The organism is Streptomyces sp. 130, from assembly GCF_007096885.1.
Taxonomy (GTDB): Bacteria; Actinomycetota; Actinomycetes; order Streptomycetales; family Streptomycetaceae; genus Streptomyces.
Window position 1 is genome coordinate 1 of sequence record NZ_VJNO01000016.1, and the last position, 12878, is coordinate 12878.

Annotated in this window: 17 protein-coding genes and 2 pseudogenes; 13 read left to right on the forward strand and 6 right to left on the reverse strand. The window is 70.6% G+C overall.

Features of this window, described 5'->3' with window-relative positions; translation table 11 throughout:
- Positions 1–107 (forward strand): DUF397 domain-containing protein (locus FKN01_RS15850; protein ID WP_143620863.1); only part of this gene is annotated, 107 nt, incomplete at its 5' end.
- Positions 108–171: 64 nt separating this feature from the next.
- On the opposite strand, the gene hemC is transcribed toward FKN01_RS15850, so the two are convergent.
- From hemC to FKN01_RS15865, 3 genes are read right to left on the reverse strand one after another with little or no spacing between them, the layout of a single operon-like run.
- Positions 172–1104, reverse strand: coding sequence for a hydroxymethylbilane synthase (gene hemC, locus FKN01_RS15855; protein ID WP_143620865.1), 933 nt, complete (start codon positions 1102–1104; stop codon positions 172–174).
- Positions 1105–1121: 17 nt separating this feature from the next.
- On the reverse strand, positions 1122–1700 hold the full coding sequence (locus FKN01_RS15860; protein ID WP_143620867.1) for an O-methyltransferase: 579 nt from the start codon (positions 1698–1700) through the stop codon (positions 1122–1124).
- On the reverse strand, positions 1693–2622 hold the full coding sequence (locus tag FKN01_RS15865) for a hypothetical protein (protein ID WP_143620869.1): 930 nt from the start codon (positions 2620–2622) through the stop codon (positions 1693–1695). The genes FKN01_RS15860 and FKN01_RS15865 overlap by 8 nt, the downstream gene beginning before the upstream one ends.
- Positions 2623–2804: 182 nt before the next feature.
- Between FKN01_RS15865 and FKN01_RS33195 the strand changes: the two are divergent.
- From FKN01_RS33195 to FKN01_RS15910, 10 genes and pseudogenes are all read left to right on the forward strand, one after another.
- Positions 2805–2951, forward strand: a pseudogene (locus tag FKN01_RS33195) (transcriptional regulator); the annotation flags it as partial.
- Positions 2932–3198 (forward strand): DUF397 domain-containing protein, encoded by a 267-nt coding sequence (locus FKN01_RS15875; RefSeq protein WP_143620871.1) that lies wholly within the window; start codon positions 2932–2934, stop codon positions 3196–3198. The pseudogene FKN01_RS33195 and the gene FKN01_RS15875, both read left to right, overlap by 20 nt.
- A 397-nt stretch (positions 3199–3595) precedes the next feature.
- Positions 3596–4339 (forward strand): DUF6879 family protein, encoded by a 744-nt coding sequence (locus FKN01_RS32550; RefSeq protein WP_185992856.1) that lies wholly within the window; start codon positions 3596–3598, stop codon positions 4337–4339.
- A complete protein-coding gene (locus tag FKN01_RS15880; RefSeq protein WP_185992857.1) occupies positions 4336–5184 on the forward strand; it encodes a helix-turn-helix transcriptional regulator in 849 nt (282 codons plus the stop codon). Before FKN01_RS32550 ends, FKN01_RS15880 begins: the two co-directional genes overlap by 4 nt.
- Before the next feature lie 120 nt (positions 5185–5304).
- Positions 5305–5697, forward strand: coding sequence for a hypothetical protein (locus FKN01_RS15885; protein WP_260696906.1), 393 nt, complete (start codon positions 5305–5307; stop codon positions 5695–5697).
- A 90-nt stretch (positions 5698–5787) separates the two neighbouring features.
- Positions 5788–6357 carry a DUF6875 domain-containing protein gene (locus FKN01_RS15890; RefSeq protein WP_398932516.1) on the forward strand — a complete coding sequence of 190 codons (570 nt, stop codon included), beginning with the start codon at positions 5788–5790 and terminating at the stop codon, positions 6355–6357.
- Positions 6321–7166 (forward strand): hypothetical protein, encoded by an 846-nt coding sequence (locus FKN01_RS15895; protein WP_143620875.1) that lies wholly within the window; start codon positions 6321–6323, stop codon positions 7164–7166. The genes FKN01_RS15890 and FKN01_RS15895 overlap by 37 nt, the downstream gene beginning before the upstream one ends.
- Positions 7163–7432, forward strand: coding sequence for a hypothetical protein (locus FKN01_RS15900; protein ID WP_143620877.1), 270 nt, complete (start codon positions 7163–7165; stop codon positions 7430–7432). The genes FKN01_RS15895 and FKN01_RS15900 overlap by 4 nt, the downstream gene beginning before the upstream one ends.
- A gap of 15 nt (positions 7433–7447) precedes the next feature.
- Positions 7448–7618: pseudogene (locus FKN01_RS32555) on the forward strand (hypothetical protein); the annotation flags it as partial.
- 287 nt (positions 7619–7905) lie between these two features.
- A complete protein-coding gene (locus FKN01_RS15910) occupies positions 7906–8745 on the forward strand; it encodes a hypothetical protein (protein WP_143620881.1) in 840 nt (279 codons plus the stop codon).
- 4 nt (positions 8746–8749) lie between these two features.
- Here the strand turns inward: FKN01_RS15910 and FKN01_RS15915 are convergent, their stop codons facing one another.
- Both FKN01_RS15915 and FKN01_RS15920 read right to left on the reverse strand, forming a co-directional pair.
- Positions 8750–9769, reverse strand: coding sequence for a PP2C family protein-serine/threonine phosphatase (locus FKN01_RS15915; protein WP_143620883.1), 1020 nt, complete (start codon positions 9767–9769; stop codon positions 8750–8752).
- 133 nt (positions 9770–9902) lie between these two features.
- The gene (locus FKN01_RS15920) at positions 9903–10274 is read right to left on the reverse strand and encodes a cupin domain-containing protein (protein ID WP_143620885.1); all 372 of its coding nucleotides are present in this window, start codon (positions 10272–10274) and stop codon (positions 9903–9905) included.
- 107 nt (positions 10275–10381) lie between these two features.
- On the opposite strand from FKN01_RS15920, the gene FKN01_RS15925 reads away from it, so the two are divergent.
- Positions 10382–11245: an AraC family transcriptional regulator gene (locus FKN01_RS15925; RefSeq protein WP_143620887.1), complete on the forward strand. Its 864-nt coding sequence runs from the start codon at positions 10382–10384 to the stop codon at positions 11243–11245.
- A gap of 82 nt (positions 11246–11327) precedes the next feature.
- Here FKN01_RS15925 and FKN01_RS15930 read toward each other — a convergent pair whose 3' ends face one another.
- Positions 11328–11963, reverse strand: a complete 636-nt coding sequence (locus FKN01_RS15930) for a maltokinase N-terminal cap-like domain-containing protein (protein ID WP_143620889.1) — start codon at positions 11961–11963, stop codon at positions 11328–11330.
- Between the two features lie 86 nt (positions 11964–12049).
- Here FKN01_RS15930 and FKN01_RS15935 point away from each other — a divergent pair, with 86 nt between their 5' ends.
- The gene (locus tag FKN01_RS15935) at positions 12050–12745 is read left to right on the forward strand and encodes a VOC family protein (protein ID WP_143620891.1); all 696 of its coding nucleotides are present in this window, start codon (positions 12050–12052) and stop codon (positions 12743–12745) included.
- Positions 12746–12878 lie beyond the last annotated feature (133 nt).

Genomic DNA, 12878 nt, shown 5'->3' on the forward strand with positions numbered 1-12878 from the left:
TCCCGGACGTCGTCCCCGTCCGCGACTCCAAGGTGACCGACGGCCCGGCGGTCGTCTTCGCGACGGCCGCCTGGCAGCAGTTCGTCACCGACCTCAAGCGCGCCTGACACAACGTGAACCGGAAGCCGGTCCCCCCGCCGCGCGGTGCGACCGGCTTCCGCCCCGTCCCGGTCAATGCGCGATGCTGTCGATCACCTCGCGCGCGCCCTGCCGGAGGAGGGCGACGGCGACGGACGTACCGAGGGTGGCCGGGTCGAGGCGGCCCGCCCACTCGTGGGCGTTGAGGACCGTCTTGCCATCCGCGGAGAACACACAGGCGCGGAGCGACAGTTCGCCGTTGCCCTCGACCCTGGCGAATCCGGCGATCGGGCTGTTGCAGTGCCCCTGCAGGACATGCAGAAGCATCCGCTCGGCCTGCGTCTCCCGGTAGGCGTCGCGATCACCGAGCGGGCTGACGATGTCGATGAGCTCGGCGTCACCTTCGCGGCACTGAAGCGCGAGGACCCCGGCACCGATGGGCGGCATCATCGTCTCGGCCGAGAAGACTTCGGTGACGACATCGGTACGGCCGATCCGTTCCAGGCCGGCGAGGGCCAGGAGCAGCGCGTCGGCCTCCCCGGCATCGAGCTTCGCCAGCCGGCTGTTCGCGTTGCCGCGCATCGGTACGCATTCGAGGTGCGGGTGCGAGGCGGACAGCTGCGCGACGCGGCGCACCGAGGAGGTCCCGATCCTGGTACCGGCCGGGAGCTGGTCGAGGGTGAGGCCGCCGGGATGGATGAGCGCGTCCCGGATGTCGTCCCGTTTGAGGAAGGCCGCGAAGGTCGTGCCGGCCGGGAGGGGTCTGTCCGCCGGGACATCCTTGACGCAGTGCACGGCAAGATCGGCCTCACCGGCGAGAAGGGCCGCGTCCACCTCCTTGGTGAACGCTCCCTTCCCCTCGACCTCGCTGAGGTCACCCATCCACTTGTCACCGGTCGTCTTCACCGGCAGAACAGCGGTCCCGATCCCGGGGTGAAGCACGGCCAACTCGGCACGAACACGCTCCACCTGCGCAAGCGCCATCGGGGAGTCACGAGAAACGATACGAATCAGGTCAACCGGCATGAGGGCACGATAGACCCTCAGATTCGCGCGGCCACTACCAGTCCGGAGGCCCAGTTCATGGGTGTGGCGAGCCAGTTGGACACTTCGGGCATCCGTTCGAGGAAGTCGTCGACGCGAGACTGGTGGTCATCGGGCCATGTGACCTGCGGAAGCATGTCGTCCACGACATACAGTCCGCCCGGACGAAGGAGAGCGAGGAGGTCGGGTAGGCGCAGGTACTTTCCGGGCCTGCAATCGACGTAGGCAAAGTCGAACCGCTCCCCGGGCTCCTGTTCGCTCAGCCAGGTGTCCACGTCCGCAGTGACGAAGTCGATGCGGGGGTCATCGCCCAGGTGTTTGCTCGCGATGGCCTGCACGTCCGGGTCCTGTTCGACGGTGATAAGACGAGCGGTGGCGTCCATGCCCCCAGCGAGCCAGGCGGCACCGGCGCCGACGCCGGTGCCCAGCTCGATGAACAGGCCGCCCGGCTTGGACGCGGCGAGCGTGGCCAGCAGAGAGCCGGTCCGGTCTTCGCAGGACATCGCGAAGCCGGCACCGTCGGCGTCGGCGAGGATGCCGGCGAGCTGCGGCGGGCGTTGGTACGGGACGTCATGCACGAGCAGCCCCCAGGTGACGGGCGGCGCTCTCCGCTGCGAAGGTGAGGAGCTGGTCGGCGCCCGCCCGCTTGAGCATGAAGAGGTATTCGACCATGCCGGTCTCGCCAAGGGTCTGGAGCGCCGCCCACTCCCCTGACGTGGAGTACGCGACGAGCGGGACCCTCTGGTCGTCGCGGAGCCGTACGAGGACGTCCACAGCCGTCATGACGGGCTGAAGAGTGAGGGAGTCCGCGCCTTCGGTGATCCAGCGGCGAGCCTGGACGATCGTGTCCCGCTCGGCGCGGCCGGGTTCGAGCTGGAGGCCCCGGCGGTGACCGGCGCGCGGGTCGGTCTCCATGAGCGTCTTGAACGGACCGTACAGGCCCGTATGGATGGCCAGGTTGGGGTTCACGCCGACGTCGCGGTGCCCCGCGTCGTCAAGCGCCTGCCGAACGGCGCGGACCGAGCCGTCGAGCATGGCCGTCGGCGACACGACATCGGCACCCGCGTCGGCGTGCTGGACGGCCATGTCGGCCATGAGCCGATAGGTGGCCCCGAGGTCGATGCCGCCGTCCTCGGTGCGCAGGATGCATTGGCCGTGATCGGTCCAGGAGCAGCCGCAGACCTCGGTGGTAACAGCGGTGTCTGGGGTGGCCGCCTTGGCGGCGGCGATGGCGCGGACCATGCGGTTGCCGGGGGCCGTAGCGCCGGAGGCGCGACCGTCGCGATCGTGTCCGTACGCGAAGACCTTGATGCCCTGGATGCCGAGCTCGGCCCAGCGGGCGAGCGTGGCCTTGACGCTGTCGAGGGAGACGGCTCCGGGGAGTCGGCCGTCGGGCGTACTGCTGGGGAGGACGAGGAGCGGCGCGCTCAGGTCGGCGGCCGTCAGGGAAGGGCCGGTGTAGAGGTCACGGACGGCGCGGCGGGCGCGCGCTGGGTTGATGCCATCGGATGTCTGCGCTTAGCGCTGAATGAGAACGGTCATGCAGAGAGTAGATACCGACATACTGTCGGCATCCAGGGGCGGGAAAGAGCGCGGCAGGGGCGCACACGCAGAAAGGTCCGAGCCCGGTCGCGGGGTACCACGCCGCCGTAAGCGCCCCCGGAGCTCATAAGCCCTGGACCGGGCAGTTGCAGGACGATCCAGCGACGGTCCGGCAGTACGAACTGACCTACGTTCTGGTCGTGGCCAGCGCGCTCTCACCGGCAGCGTCCCTGGCGTTGATCGAGTCGGTGGCGGAGGATTACGAGCATGAAGCACAGAGGCACTGACTACGACCTGTCCACGGCCATCTGGCACAAGTCCACGTACAGCGACGCAAGCGGTGGCAACTGCGTAGAGGTCGCCACCTGGCGCAAGTCCACGTACAGCGGACCGAGCGGCGGCGACTGCCTCGAAGTCCTCGACGGCGTCCCGGACGTCGTCCCCGTCCGCGACTCCAAGGTGACCGACGGCCCGGCGGTCGTCTTCGCGACGGCCGCCTGGCAGCAGTTCGTCACCGACCTGAAGCACGCCTGACGCGAAGGGCGACGACCGGAAGCCGGTACCACCGCCGCGCGGTGGTACCGGCGGCCCCTCAAGTCGCACCTACCTCGCCAACCACGGTTAATGGCGCGTGCGACCCAGTACGTCTCCGCTGTGAGCCGCCGCCACCTCACCGATCACCGGCGTGAGAAGGAGCGAGAGCAGAACCGGTCCGTAGCCGCCGTCGAAGGCGACCGCCACAACGCCGGCCTCACCGAGGTAGATCGTGCTCGCGACACAGCCGGCGAGCAGCCCCCCGCAGTGGCGCCCGGGCGACACCCCTGTGCGCGTGTGCCAAGGGCTGGCCGTGAGCATGTGACGAGAATCGGGCTACCCAGACCCTGGAGCCAGGAGAGAAACTGCAAGAAATTTCTTCCGTGAGGAGAACGCCATGAGATTACGGTTCATCGGCAGCACCAGTGGCGGCGGCGGATGCCCCTCGGTCTACGAGACCGACCGGGGTACCGTGGTTGTCCAAGGCTGGAAGATCAACCCGAGTGACCAGGCGTACGGCGACGTACGGGACCTGGCCGGCGACGAGGACGTTCTCGAAGTGCCCCGAGAGCTGTTGCAACGGTTTGTTCCGAGGCGCTCGGCCGACGCCCCCGAGCTCGTCAGCGGTCCCGCGTTCGACGAGCTGTTCACCACGTTCGAGCACACGGCCCGCCGGCTGGAGACTCGCGCGTACTACGACATCGAGAACGAGCGTGAGTCCTTCGCGCAGTTCCTCAACGGCGAAGAAGTCGATCTCGCCTGGTTCTCGCCGTGGCTCGACACCATGCGCGAGCAGACCGCTGCCGGGAAGACCGTGGCCCGGGTCCGTGTCGTGCCTTCGGATCTGACGGATTACCTGCGGTACGAACTCCACCTCGCGGAAAGCAACACGGCTGCGGGCGAGGACATCCGATATCTGGACAGAGAGACCGCCAACCGGTTCGTGCTGCCCGATCGGGACTTCTGGCTGTTCGACTCACACACCCTTGCGGTCCTGCACTTCACCGACGAAGGCCATCTGCTCGGGGCGGAGATCATCACCGACCCCGCCGTCGTCGTCGAGCACGCACGCTGGCTGGACGCCGCCTTCCACCACGCCCAGCCCTTCTCGGAATTCGTCAAGGAGCATCCGCCGCGTTGAGCACCGCACGAAAGGGCGTCCACGAAGCCCGAGAGGAACTGGGCGGACTCCTGCGCGCCGTCCGTGCGGCCGCCGGTATCGACGGCCGCACGCTGGCGCGGCGTCTGGGCTGGCCGCCGAGCAAGGTCTCCAAAATCCAGCTCGGCCGCCAGGCCCCGAGCGCAGGCGACATCACGGCCTGGACGGCTGCCTGCGGAGCCCCTGAGTCAGCAGCCGAGTTGCTGGTGCTGCTGCGCGACCTGGACAGCCGGTACGCGGAGTGGCGTCGGCAACTGCGGGAAGGTCACGCAGCAGTCCAGCGGTCATGGGCAGAGACGGAAGCCGCCGCCAGGACCATCCGCGCGTTCGAACCATGCTGGGTTCCCGGTCTCTTGCAGACGGCCGACTACGCCGCCGCCCGCTTCCGCGAGCACGCCCGGTTGCACGGCAGCGCGCCGGACACGGGCGCCGCCGTCGCCGCCCGACTCGCCCGGCAGCAAGCGCTGTACTCACCCGGCCACAAGCGGTGGCACCTCCTGTTGACGGAAGCGGCCCTGCTGTACGGACTGGCGCCGGCCCCGGTGATGCGCGCGCAGATCGACCGACTGGTCTCCGCGAGCACCCTCCCCGCGGTGCGGCTCGGCATAGTGCCGCTGAGGGTCCGGCTCCCCGTCTCGCCCGTGCACGGCTTCTGGATCTTCGACGACCGACAGGTGATCGTCGAGGTCGTCAGTGCCGAGCTCCGGCTGGGGCTGCCCGAGGAGGTCGCCCAGTACCGGAAGGTGTTCGACTTGCTGGCACAGAGCGCGTTGTACGACGCGGAGGCGCGGCAGTTGCTCACGGCATCCGCTCACAACTGGGCTTGAGAAATACTTAGAAATTTCTTCGTCGGTTCCTCCTCCCTGCGCCACTTTGACTACACAAGCGATTCCGGGCACCACGCAACGTGGTGATGAATCGTCGGAGTCCGGCCAGAGGAGGACCACATGAGTACTGCCACGTGCATGACCACGCAGTTGGCGGAACTGGGCAAGTTCTTCACCATCACAGCCCGCCGGTTCGACGCGGGACAGTCCGCGCCGGAGATGTTCAGCACGGCGATCGACGCCGCGTGGCACCGGCTTGCGCAGGACCCCCAGGCACACAGCTCGTTCACCGCCGAGCATGCGGGGCGGGAGCTGACCCATTCCGAGGCGTCGGGGCGCGGCCCCATCGCCTGGGTGGGGGCGTACGAGGCGGCGTACGGCCCACTGCCGGCCATCTGGTTCACCGCCGCCGACGGCAGCCTCGACACCGCTGCCCTCGCCGCCTACCGGAAAACCGGCCGCGTGGTTGCGGAGTGGAACTGCTCCCCGGCTCCCAGCGACGGGGATCGGTGACCCTTGCTTGCCACGCCCATTCATGGAGCGTCCCGGCCGACCGCCGGGGCGCTCCGCCTCGTCGAGTCCAGGTCGGTGAACCCGACGTGCGTGGATGTTCATGACTATGCCGCGTCCCTGTTCACGCACTGCCCGTACCTAGAAGCTTCCATGGCGCAGGAGATGACCCGCTGGACCGTGTACGAGATCAGTCCCGCGGCTCACCGAAACGACGTAGCAGCCGAGTTGTTCCATGCCGGCGTGCAAGCCGCGGAAAGTGTGAGGCAACTGATGGGCCACCGTCGCGGCGTCCTCGCGTGCGAGAACCTGGTCCTCCTCGGCGACGCTCGGGACGCCGATCATTGTGAGCTGATGGGCTGGCCGCATTGGGCCCTCAAGCACCTCTACGGACCGGTGGGGGTGATGTTCGGCAAGTTCGCTCGGAACGTGCAGGAGCACGACAGGCTCGGCCGGAGCATCCCGCCCGCACCGGTCTCGTTCCTCCCGGTACGAGCGTCCGTCCGGCCACGCGATCCGCAGTTCTTGCAGGACACCCCCGACCTCGCGCGAAGCCTGGCGGCGGGCTGCGACGACGGCCGTGACGTGTTCGAGCACATCCCCTGCGACTGGAAGGCGGTACAGGCATGGGCGGCTTCGCTCCCTGTCCCCCGGAAGCGGTAGCGGCGGCGGAGGCCATCTGCGGCCCCGTCTCGCTGACGGAGGTCACCGCACGGCGCGGTGCCGTGGTCTGGAGGGCTGCCGGCCCGCTCGGCGCCGCCGCCATCAAGCTCGGATACCGCGCCGGGAGCGCTGAGGCCACCGCGCGGGAAGCGGCGACGCTCGACGCCCTACCGGACCGCAGCGTGGTCGCCGGCCGCAGCGGCGCCGGTGTCTGGCACGTCACGCCGTGGCTGGACGGGCCGTCCACCTGGGAAGTCTTCCGGCCGGTACGGGACGGCTCCCACGACCGCGCGGCCCCTCTCGGCGGCGCGTTGGCGCTGTGCCGGGCGGTCGCCGACTTCCACGCCGCCGGCTGGGTTCACGGCGACCTGCAGCCCGCCCACGGCATTCACACCGCCTCCGGTGTGGAGTTGATCGACTTCGCGTGGTCGTGGCGCGAGGGAACCGAGCCGTTGCGGGAGTACGAGGGCGGCATCACGCACCTGGTCGCCCCGGAACTCGCGGCGTGGATCACCAACGGCCCGCAGCCGGTGAAGCCCTCGCCCGCCGCGGACGCGTACGCGCTGGCAGGAGCGCTCTGGACCTGCGCGACAGGACGATGGCCGCTGGATTACGAGGCCGTCGGCATCGCCGTGAAGGACACCAGCCCCTCAAAGCTGCGACAGGCCATCGCCGCAGGTTTCCCGCTCACGGACGCACGGCCGTGGCCTCGGTTCCAGAGCGTCCTCGCCGATGTCCTGACCGCCCGTGCCTCCGACCGGCCGACGGCCGGCGAAATCGCCGGGTGTCTGTCGGAGGTGTCTCCGTGAATGTGCGCCCCGCCTCTCCGGACGACGCCGAGGACTTGGCGCGTGTCCACGCCGAAATGGTGGGGGTCGACGCCACCGGACCGTGGCGGGCTCAACTCGCCGACCACCTTCGGGAACGCCTGGGCGGGCCTCGGCTCGCCGCGTTCGTGGTGGACGATCCGGACGGCGGTCTCGCGGCCTGCGCGATCGGCGTCGTCCATCAAGGGCTGCCTGGCCCCGATCACGTCGGTGTCTTCGGCCAGATCCAGACCGTCGTCACCGAGTAGCGGTTCCGTCGGCGTGGTTACGGCCGAGCCGTCACCAACGCGCTCGTCGAATGGCTGACCGGGCAGGGCTGCACACTGATGAACCTGGTGGCCAGCGACGCGGGAAGAGCGCTGTACGCGTCGCTGGGCTTCACCGCGAACACCCGCGCGATGCACCTGATGGGGACGCCGTACCACCGGGCTTGAGGCAACCTGCGGCAACCCGGTCACCGGCAAGGACCGCCGACCCCGCACCCTCCCGGGGCTCAAGTCGCGGGTTCCGAGCGCTCTTTCTGAGGAATGGTCGGGTGGGTCTTTGCCCGCCCACCCGCCCCCGTTACCCGCAAGGGTTCACTTTTCGCGACCGAGTTGCGACGGAGGGTAGGCACGCTCTAGCTTCAGCGAGGAAACAGACCTTGAAGTCGGCCCCCGCCGGTGTTGGCACACCGCCAGGGGCCTGACCACCTCGATCGAAGGCTGACGGAGACGATCAGATGGCTGACGAGCAGTCTAGTAGCGCACCCTTCCCCGACCACCCGATGGCGAACCCCGGTTACGGCAAACGTTCCGCCCCGGACCAGCACCCCCGTACCGGTCAGGACTTCACTCACCTCAACCCGCGTGACGCGGCCATCGCGGCGTACATCGACGGGCTGCGCGACGGCGCCGACATCTCCGTGAAGACGCTGGCCAAGGCGCTTCCGTACGGGCAGTGCGCGATCCGGACGTCGCTGAACCGCCTCCAGGAGGCGGGGCACCTGCGCCGGGGCAGCGAGTGCGTGGCGAGCGGGACGAACCTGCTGTGGGTGACGCGGACGTACTTTTCCCGCACCGCGCGCGACGACACCTGGTGGGCGGCGTTCAGCCGGGGCGACGTACCCAAGGAAGCCCGGCGGGAAACGCGTTCGAGGGCGTTCATCCTGCTGGCGGCGCTCGGCCGCAAGGCCCCCGTGCTGTCGCTGTCGCACCGCGAATGCGTGGCCCTGGAGCCGGAGGTGTCGGAGTGGCTGCGCCGGGGCGCCACGGAGGACGAAGTCTTCCGGGCCCTCAGCACCGGCCTCCCGACCCCCATCCACCACCCGGCGGCCTTCGTGGCGAAGCGCCTCCAGGTGAAGCTGCCCCCGGCCCGTGAACCGGTCCCGGTCCTGCGCACCCTGGAATGCAGCGAGTGCCGGGCCCCCGGCACGGCGGACGCCCTCCCCGGCGGCAAGTGCCGGGCCTGCGCGGGCGCGCCCGCCCGCAGGACCCCGGGCCTCCCCGCCCAACAGGTCAGGGCCCAGGCGCGAGCCGTACGAGCGGGCCTGATCCCGAAATCGGACCGCCCCAAGCGCTGACCGCTCAGGCGGGCGGCCCCCGGAACTCCAGCAGGAGCAGCGCAGAGTCGTCATCGGGCGGGCCGCCGGAATACGCGGCGACGTCCGCGCGTACGCGGCGAAGCGCCTCCTCGGGCTCGCCGGTCGCCAGCAGCGGTGTGACGCGCTCATGGACCGGGTAGAAACGCCCCTCGTCGTCGCGGGCCTCGCTCAGCCCGTCGGTGTAGAAGAACAGCCGGTCGCCGACGCGCAGGGTGGTGCGGGCGACGCTGCCCCGGAGATCGGCGGGGCCCGTCAGCGCCGTCAGCCCGAACGGCGGGACGGGCTCGTCGGACGCGACGGCCACGGCCTCGCCCTCGCGCGGGAGGAGCAGGGGCGGCGGGTGGCCGTGGTTGTAGACGAGCAGACCGCCGTCCGCCCCGAGCTGCGCGAGAATCCCGGTCACGAAGCGCCGGCCGTCCGTCCTGCGCTCCAGGGCCGCCTCGATGCGACGGCCGACCTCGGCCAGCTGCCCGGCCCCGGGGGCCGCCTCCCGGAAGGCCGTGAGGACGACCGAGGCGTAGCGGACGGCTTCGAGGCCCTTGCCCTGGACGTCCCCGACGACCAGACGGACGCCGCCGGACCACGGCTCCACGTCGTACAGGTCCCCTCCGATCCGGGTGGCGCGGCCGGCGGAGACGTACGAGGTGCCCAGCCGGACCGGCCCGAGCTCCGGGGGGACCGGGGTGAACAGCACGTCCTCCAGCGTGCGGGCCACGTCCCCGACGTCGATCAGGCGCCGCTCGACCTTCCGGCGCGCCCGGGCCGCGTAGGCGGAGGCGAGCGTGACGTAAAGGATCGCCGCCACGGCGACCCACATGCGCAGATTGCCGAAGCGGTCGCCCTTCCACGCGAAGAGCAGGCACAGGGCGAGAGCGAGACCCCCCATCACGGCGACGTTGCGCACGGGCCCGCGCGCGGAGGCGAGCGCGGGACCGGCGGCGTAAACAGGCAGCAGGTTGTACTCGGGCCCGGTCACCGCGTCCACGACCGCCGTCCCGAGCATGACGGCCAACGGCAGCCCTCTCGGCGACCCGACCACCCGCTCCCAACGGCCTCCCACAGCCACCTCCGCGCCACTCGACCCGCCCCAGAATGCCACGAAGGGGATGAAACGGACCTCTGGCGGCGCGGAGGTGTCAGTCGAGGGTCCCGGCCGCCTTGGTCATCGGCCCACCGGCGTCACCGGTGTTCAGCGTGCCCGCCGGTTCGAACAACAGGATCGCCGTCTCCTCGTCCGCCACGGGGCAGTGTTCGACTCCACGGGGCACGACGAACAGTTCACCGGGCTCCAGCACCACATCGGCGTCCCTGAGCTGGATCGTGAGCCGCCCGCTGATGACCAGGAACAGCTCATCCGTGTCCGCGTGGGTGTGCCAGACGAACTCCCCCTTCACCTTGGCCAGCTTGACCTCGTAGTCGTTCAGCACGGCCACCTTCTTCTGCGACCACAACTCGCTGAACCGCGACAGCTTGTCGGCGAGATTCACCGGGGCGACGGACTCGGGCATACGGCATCCTTCCTCGGGCCGGACAACCGGAAGCGGCCTCTCAGGCCCTCCGGCCGGCGACACGACCATGCCACGCATCGATATCGCCGGTCTTGTACGTTCCTGGCATGGAATCCGGAGCCCGCCCCCGTACGTCGGTCCGCGCCTGGAGGCCGCCGGTACGAGGGATAGCCGAGGTCTTCCACGCACACTTCACCGACCACGCGTATCCGGCCCACACCCACGACACGTGGGACCTGATGATCCTCGACGAGGGCTCGGTCGACTTCGCGCTGGAGCGCCGCCGCCACGGCGCGACCGGAACCGCCGACGTCCTCCTGCTGCCGCCGGGCGTCCCTCACGACGGCCGGACCGTCACGGCGACCGGCTTCCGCAAGCGCAATCTCTACCTCGACAGCACCGTGCTCCCGGAGCGTCTGACGGGCCGCGCCGTGGACGTCCCGGTCTTCAGCGACGGGCTGCTGCGGCACCGGATCGACCAGCTGCACGGCACGCTCGTCCATGCCGAGGACGGGTTCGAGGCGGAGTCCCGCCTCGCGTTCATCCGTGAACGGCTCCACTTCCACCTCGGCGCACTCCGGCCCCGGGCGCCGGGGCGCGAGGCGAACCGGCTCGCCGTCGAGCTTCGGGAACTCCTGGACTCACGGATCGATGCCGGCATCGCCCTGCAGGAGGCCGCCGGCATCCTGTGCGCCCACCCCACCCACCTGGTCCGCTGCTTCAAACAGACCTTCGGGCTGCCGCCCCACGCCTACCTCACCGGCCTGCGCATCGAACGGGCGCGCCGGCTCCTCCTCGACGGCCACCGGCCCGCCGAGGTCGCCACCGCCGTGGGCTTCCACGACCAGTCCCATCTGAACCGGCACTTCACCCGCCACGTGGGAACGACCCCCGGGGCCTACGAACGCACCCGCGGAGGCGCCGGCCCGACGCCTTCCCCGCCCCGCACCGGGCACTCACCAGCACGCTAGGTGTGCTGTCGCCCAGGCGGCCCGGCCCTCGCGCAGGACGCCGGCGGGCCCGGCACACCCGTCGGCCTTCCCGAGCGACGCCTCAGATACGCAGCTCCGCGAACACCCCCCGCACCTCCGCGCCCTCCGGCGTGCGCCACGGGCCGGAGACGTGCCCCACCGCGCCCTCCGGCAGCGCGTCGCCGTCCGCCGGACGCAGGAGGCGGTTCACGCGGAGGGTCACGGCCCTCGCCGACAGGTCCGTGCCCGAGGGGCTGTCCGTGGCCCTGGCCGCCGCGACGCCGGGGGCGCTTCCGGCCCCGGAACACGTGATCGTCGGGTCCGGCGTGTCGCTGACGCTCTGGGCCTGGGGCACCGCGCGGCCGTCCAGGAAGGCGAACAGCTGCGCCACCAGGACCGGGTCGTGGCAGCCGTCGTACACCCAGCGCCTGCCCAGCACACCGTGCGTGGTCAGGCCGACCAACGCGTCCTCCGCGCCCGCGAGCGGCGCGCCCCGGTAGGTGAGCGGCACGAAATACGGCACCGGCTCGGCGCCCGAGGTGTCGGTGACCACCATGAACTCGATGCCCACCTCACCCCGCGGGTCGTCCAGCCGGAAGCCGCCGGACTTCACCAGGGACGGACGCGTGGGGCCCACGTACCAGGGGCGGGTGGGAAGCCAGGCGGTGAGCAGTTCGAGCTTGGTCGGCGCCAGGGTGGTGCGGTGGATGACGGCCATGCCGGAGGGTCTCCCGTGGGTCGCGTGGACGGCTGATTTCCCTGCGCGCGGGGGCCGTTGCCGGACCCGCGCGCTAGATTGAGCCTATGAGCACTGGGGGCAGCACCACCGTACGCATCAGGCCGCAGCGGTTCCACGAGACCGCCGGCCTCGATGACTGGCGCGTCGTCGGCGAGGGCGCGTGCGCCTACTTCCGCACCGACGGATCGTTCGCGGCCGGTACGCGCTTCGTCCAGGCCATCGGCGAGCTGCCCGGCCTCGGGGACGACCACCCCGACATCGACGTGCGGCGGGACGGCGTGACCGTACGGCTGATCACGCTCACAGACGAGTACTTCGGGATGACCAGCCGCCATATCGAGGTGGCCCAGCGGATATCGGAGGCCGCCCGCGCCCTGGGCCTGACCGCCGACCCTTCCCGCATACAGACCGTGCAGGTCACCGTCGACGCGCTCGACGGCCCCGCCGGGGTCGCGTTCTGGCGCGCCCTGCTCGGCTACGAGCACCGCGCCGGCAGCCCCGAGGACCTGGTCGACCCGCACCGGCGCGGCGCCCCCTTCTACTTCCAGCGGATGGACACCCCGCGCCCCCAGCGCAACCGCCTCCACGTCGACGTATGGGTGCCGTACGACCAGGCCGAGGCCCGGATCGCCGCGGCGCTGGCCGCCGGGGGCCGGCTGCTGAACGACGCGGACGCCCCGCACAACCGGGTCCTCGCCGACCCCGAGGGCAACGAGGCCTGCGTAGGGGTCGCCGGCCCGCCCGGACCGGCCGCCGACTAGGACCTGTCCGATCACTGGCCCTCACGGTCTACCGGCCGGTATACAGGCGGGGTTGGGTCCGCCGGACACGAGCCGCCGAGCGACCGGGCGCCTTCTGACCTCATGCGCGCCCCGGCCACCGCCGCCCGTCCGT

Coding starts and splice junctions, on each gene's coding strand:
- FKN01_RS32550 (WP_185992856.1), top strand. CDS start 3,596: ATGAGATTACGGTTCATCGGCAGCACCAGTGGCGGCGGCGGATGCCCC.
- FKN01_RS15910 (WP_143620881.1), top strand. CDS start 7,906: ATGGCTGACGAGCAGTCTAGTAGCGCACCCTTCCCCGACCACCCGATG.
- FKN01_RS15920 (WP_143620885.1), bottom strand. CDS start 10,274: ATGCCCGAGTCCGTCGCCCCGGTGAATCTCGCCGACAAGCTGTCGCGG.
- FKN01_RS15915 (WP_143620883.1), bottom strand. CDS start 9,769: ATGCTCGGGACGGCGGTCGTGGACGCGGTGACCGGGCCCGAGTACAAC.
- FKN01_RS15935 (WP_143620891.1), top strand. CDS start 12,050: ATGAGCACTGGGGGCAGCACCACCGTACGCATCAGGCCGCAGCGGTTC.
- FKN01_RS15875 (WP_143620871.1), top strand. CDS start 2,932: ATGAAGCACAGAGGCACTGACTACGACCTGTCCACGGCCATCTGGCAC.
- FKN01_RS15895 (WP_143620875.1), top strand. CDS start 6,321: ATGGGCGGCTTCGCTCCCTGTCCCCCGGAAGCGGTAGCGGCGGCGGAG.
- FKN01_RS15930 (WP_143620889.1), bottom strand. CDS start 11,963: ATGGCCGTCATCCACCGCACCACCCTGGCGCCGACCAAGCTCGAACTG.
- FKN01_RS15925 (WP_143620887.1), top strand. CDS start 10,382: ATGGAATCCGGAGCCCGCCCCCGTACGTCGGTCCGCGCCTGGAGGCCG.
- hemC (WP_143620865.1), bottom strand. CDS start 1,104: ATGCCGGTTGACCTGATTCGTATCGTTTCTCGTGACTCCCCGATGGCG.
- FKN01_RS15885 (WP_260696906.1), top strand. CDS start 5,305: ATGAGTACTGCCACGTGCATGACCACGCAGTTGGCGGAACTGGGCAAG.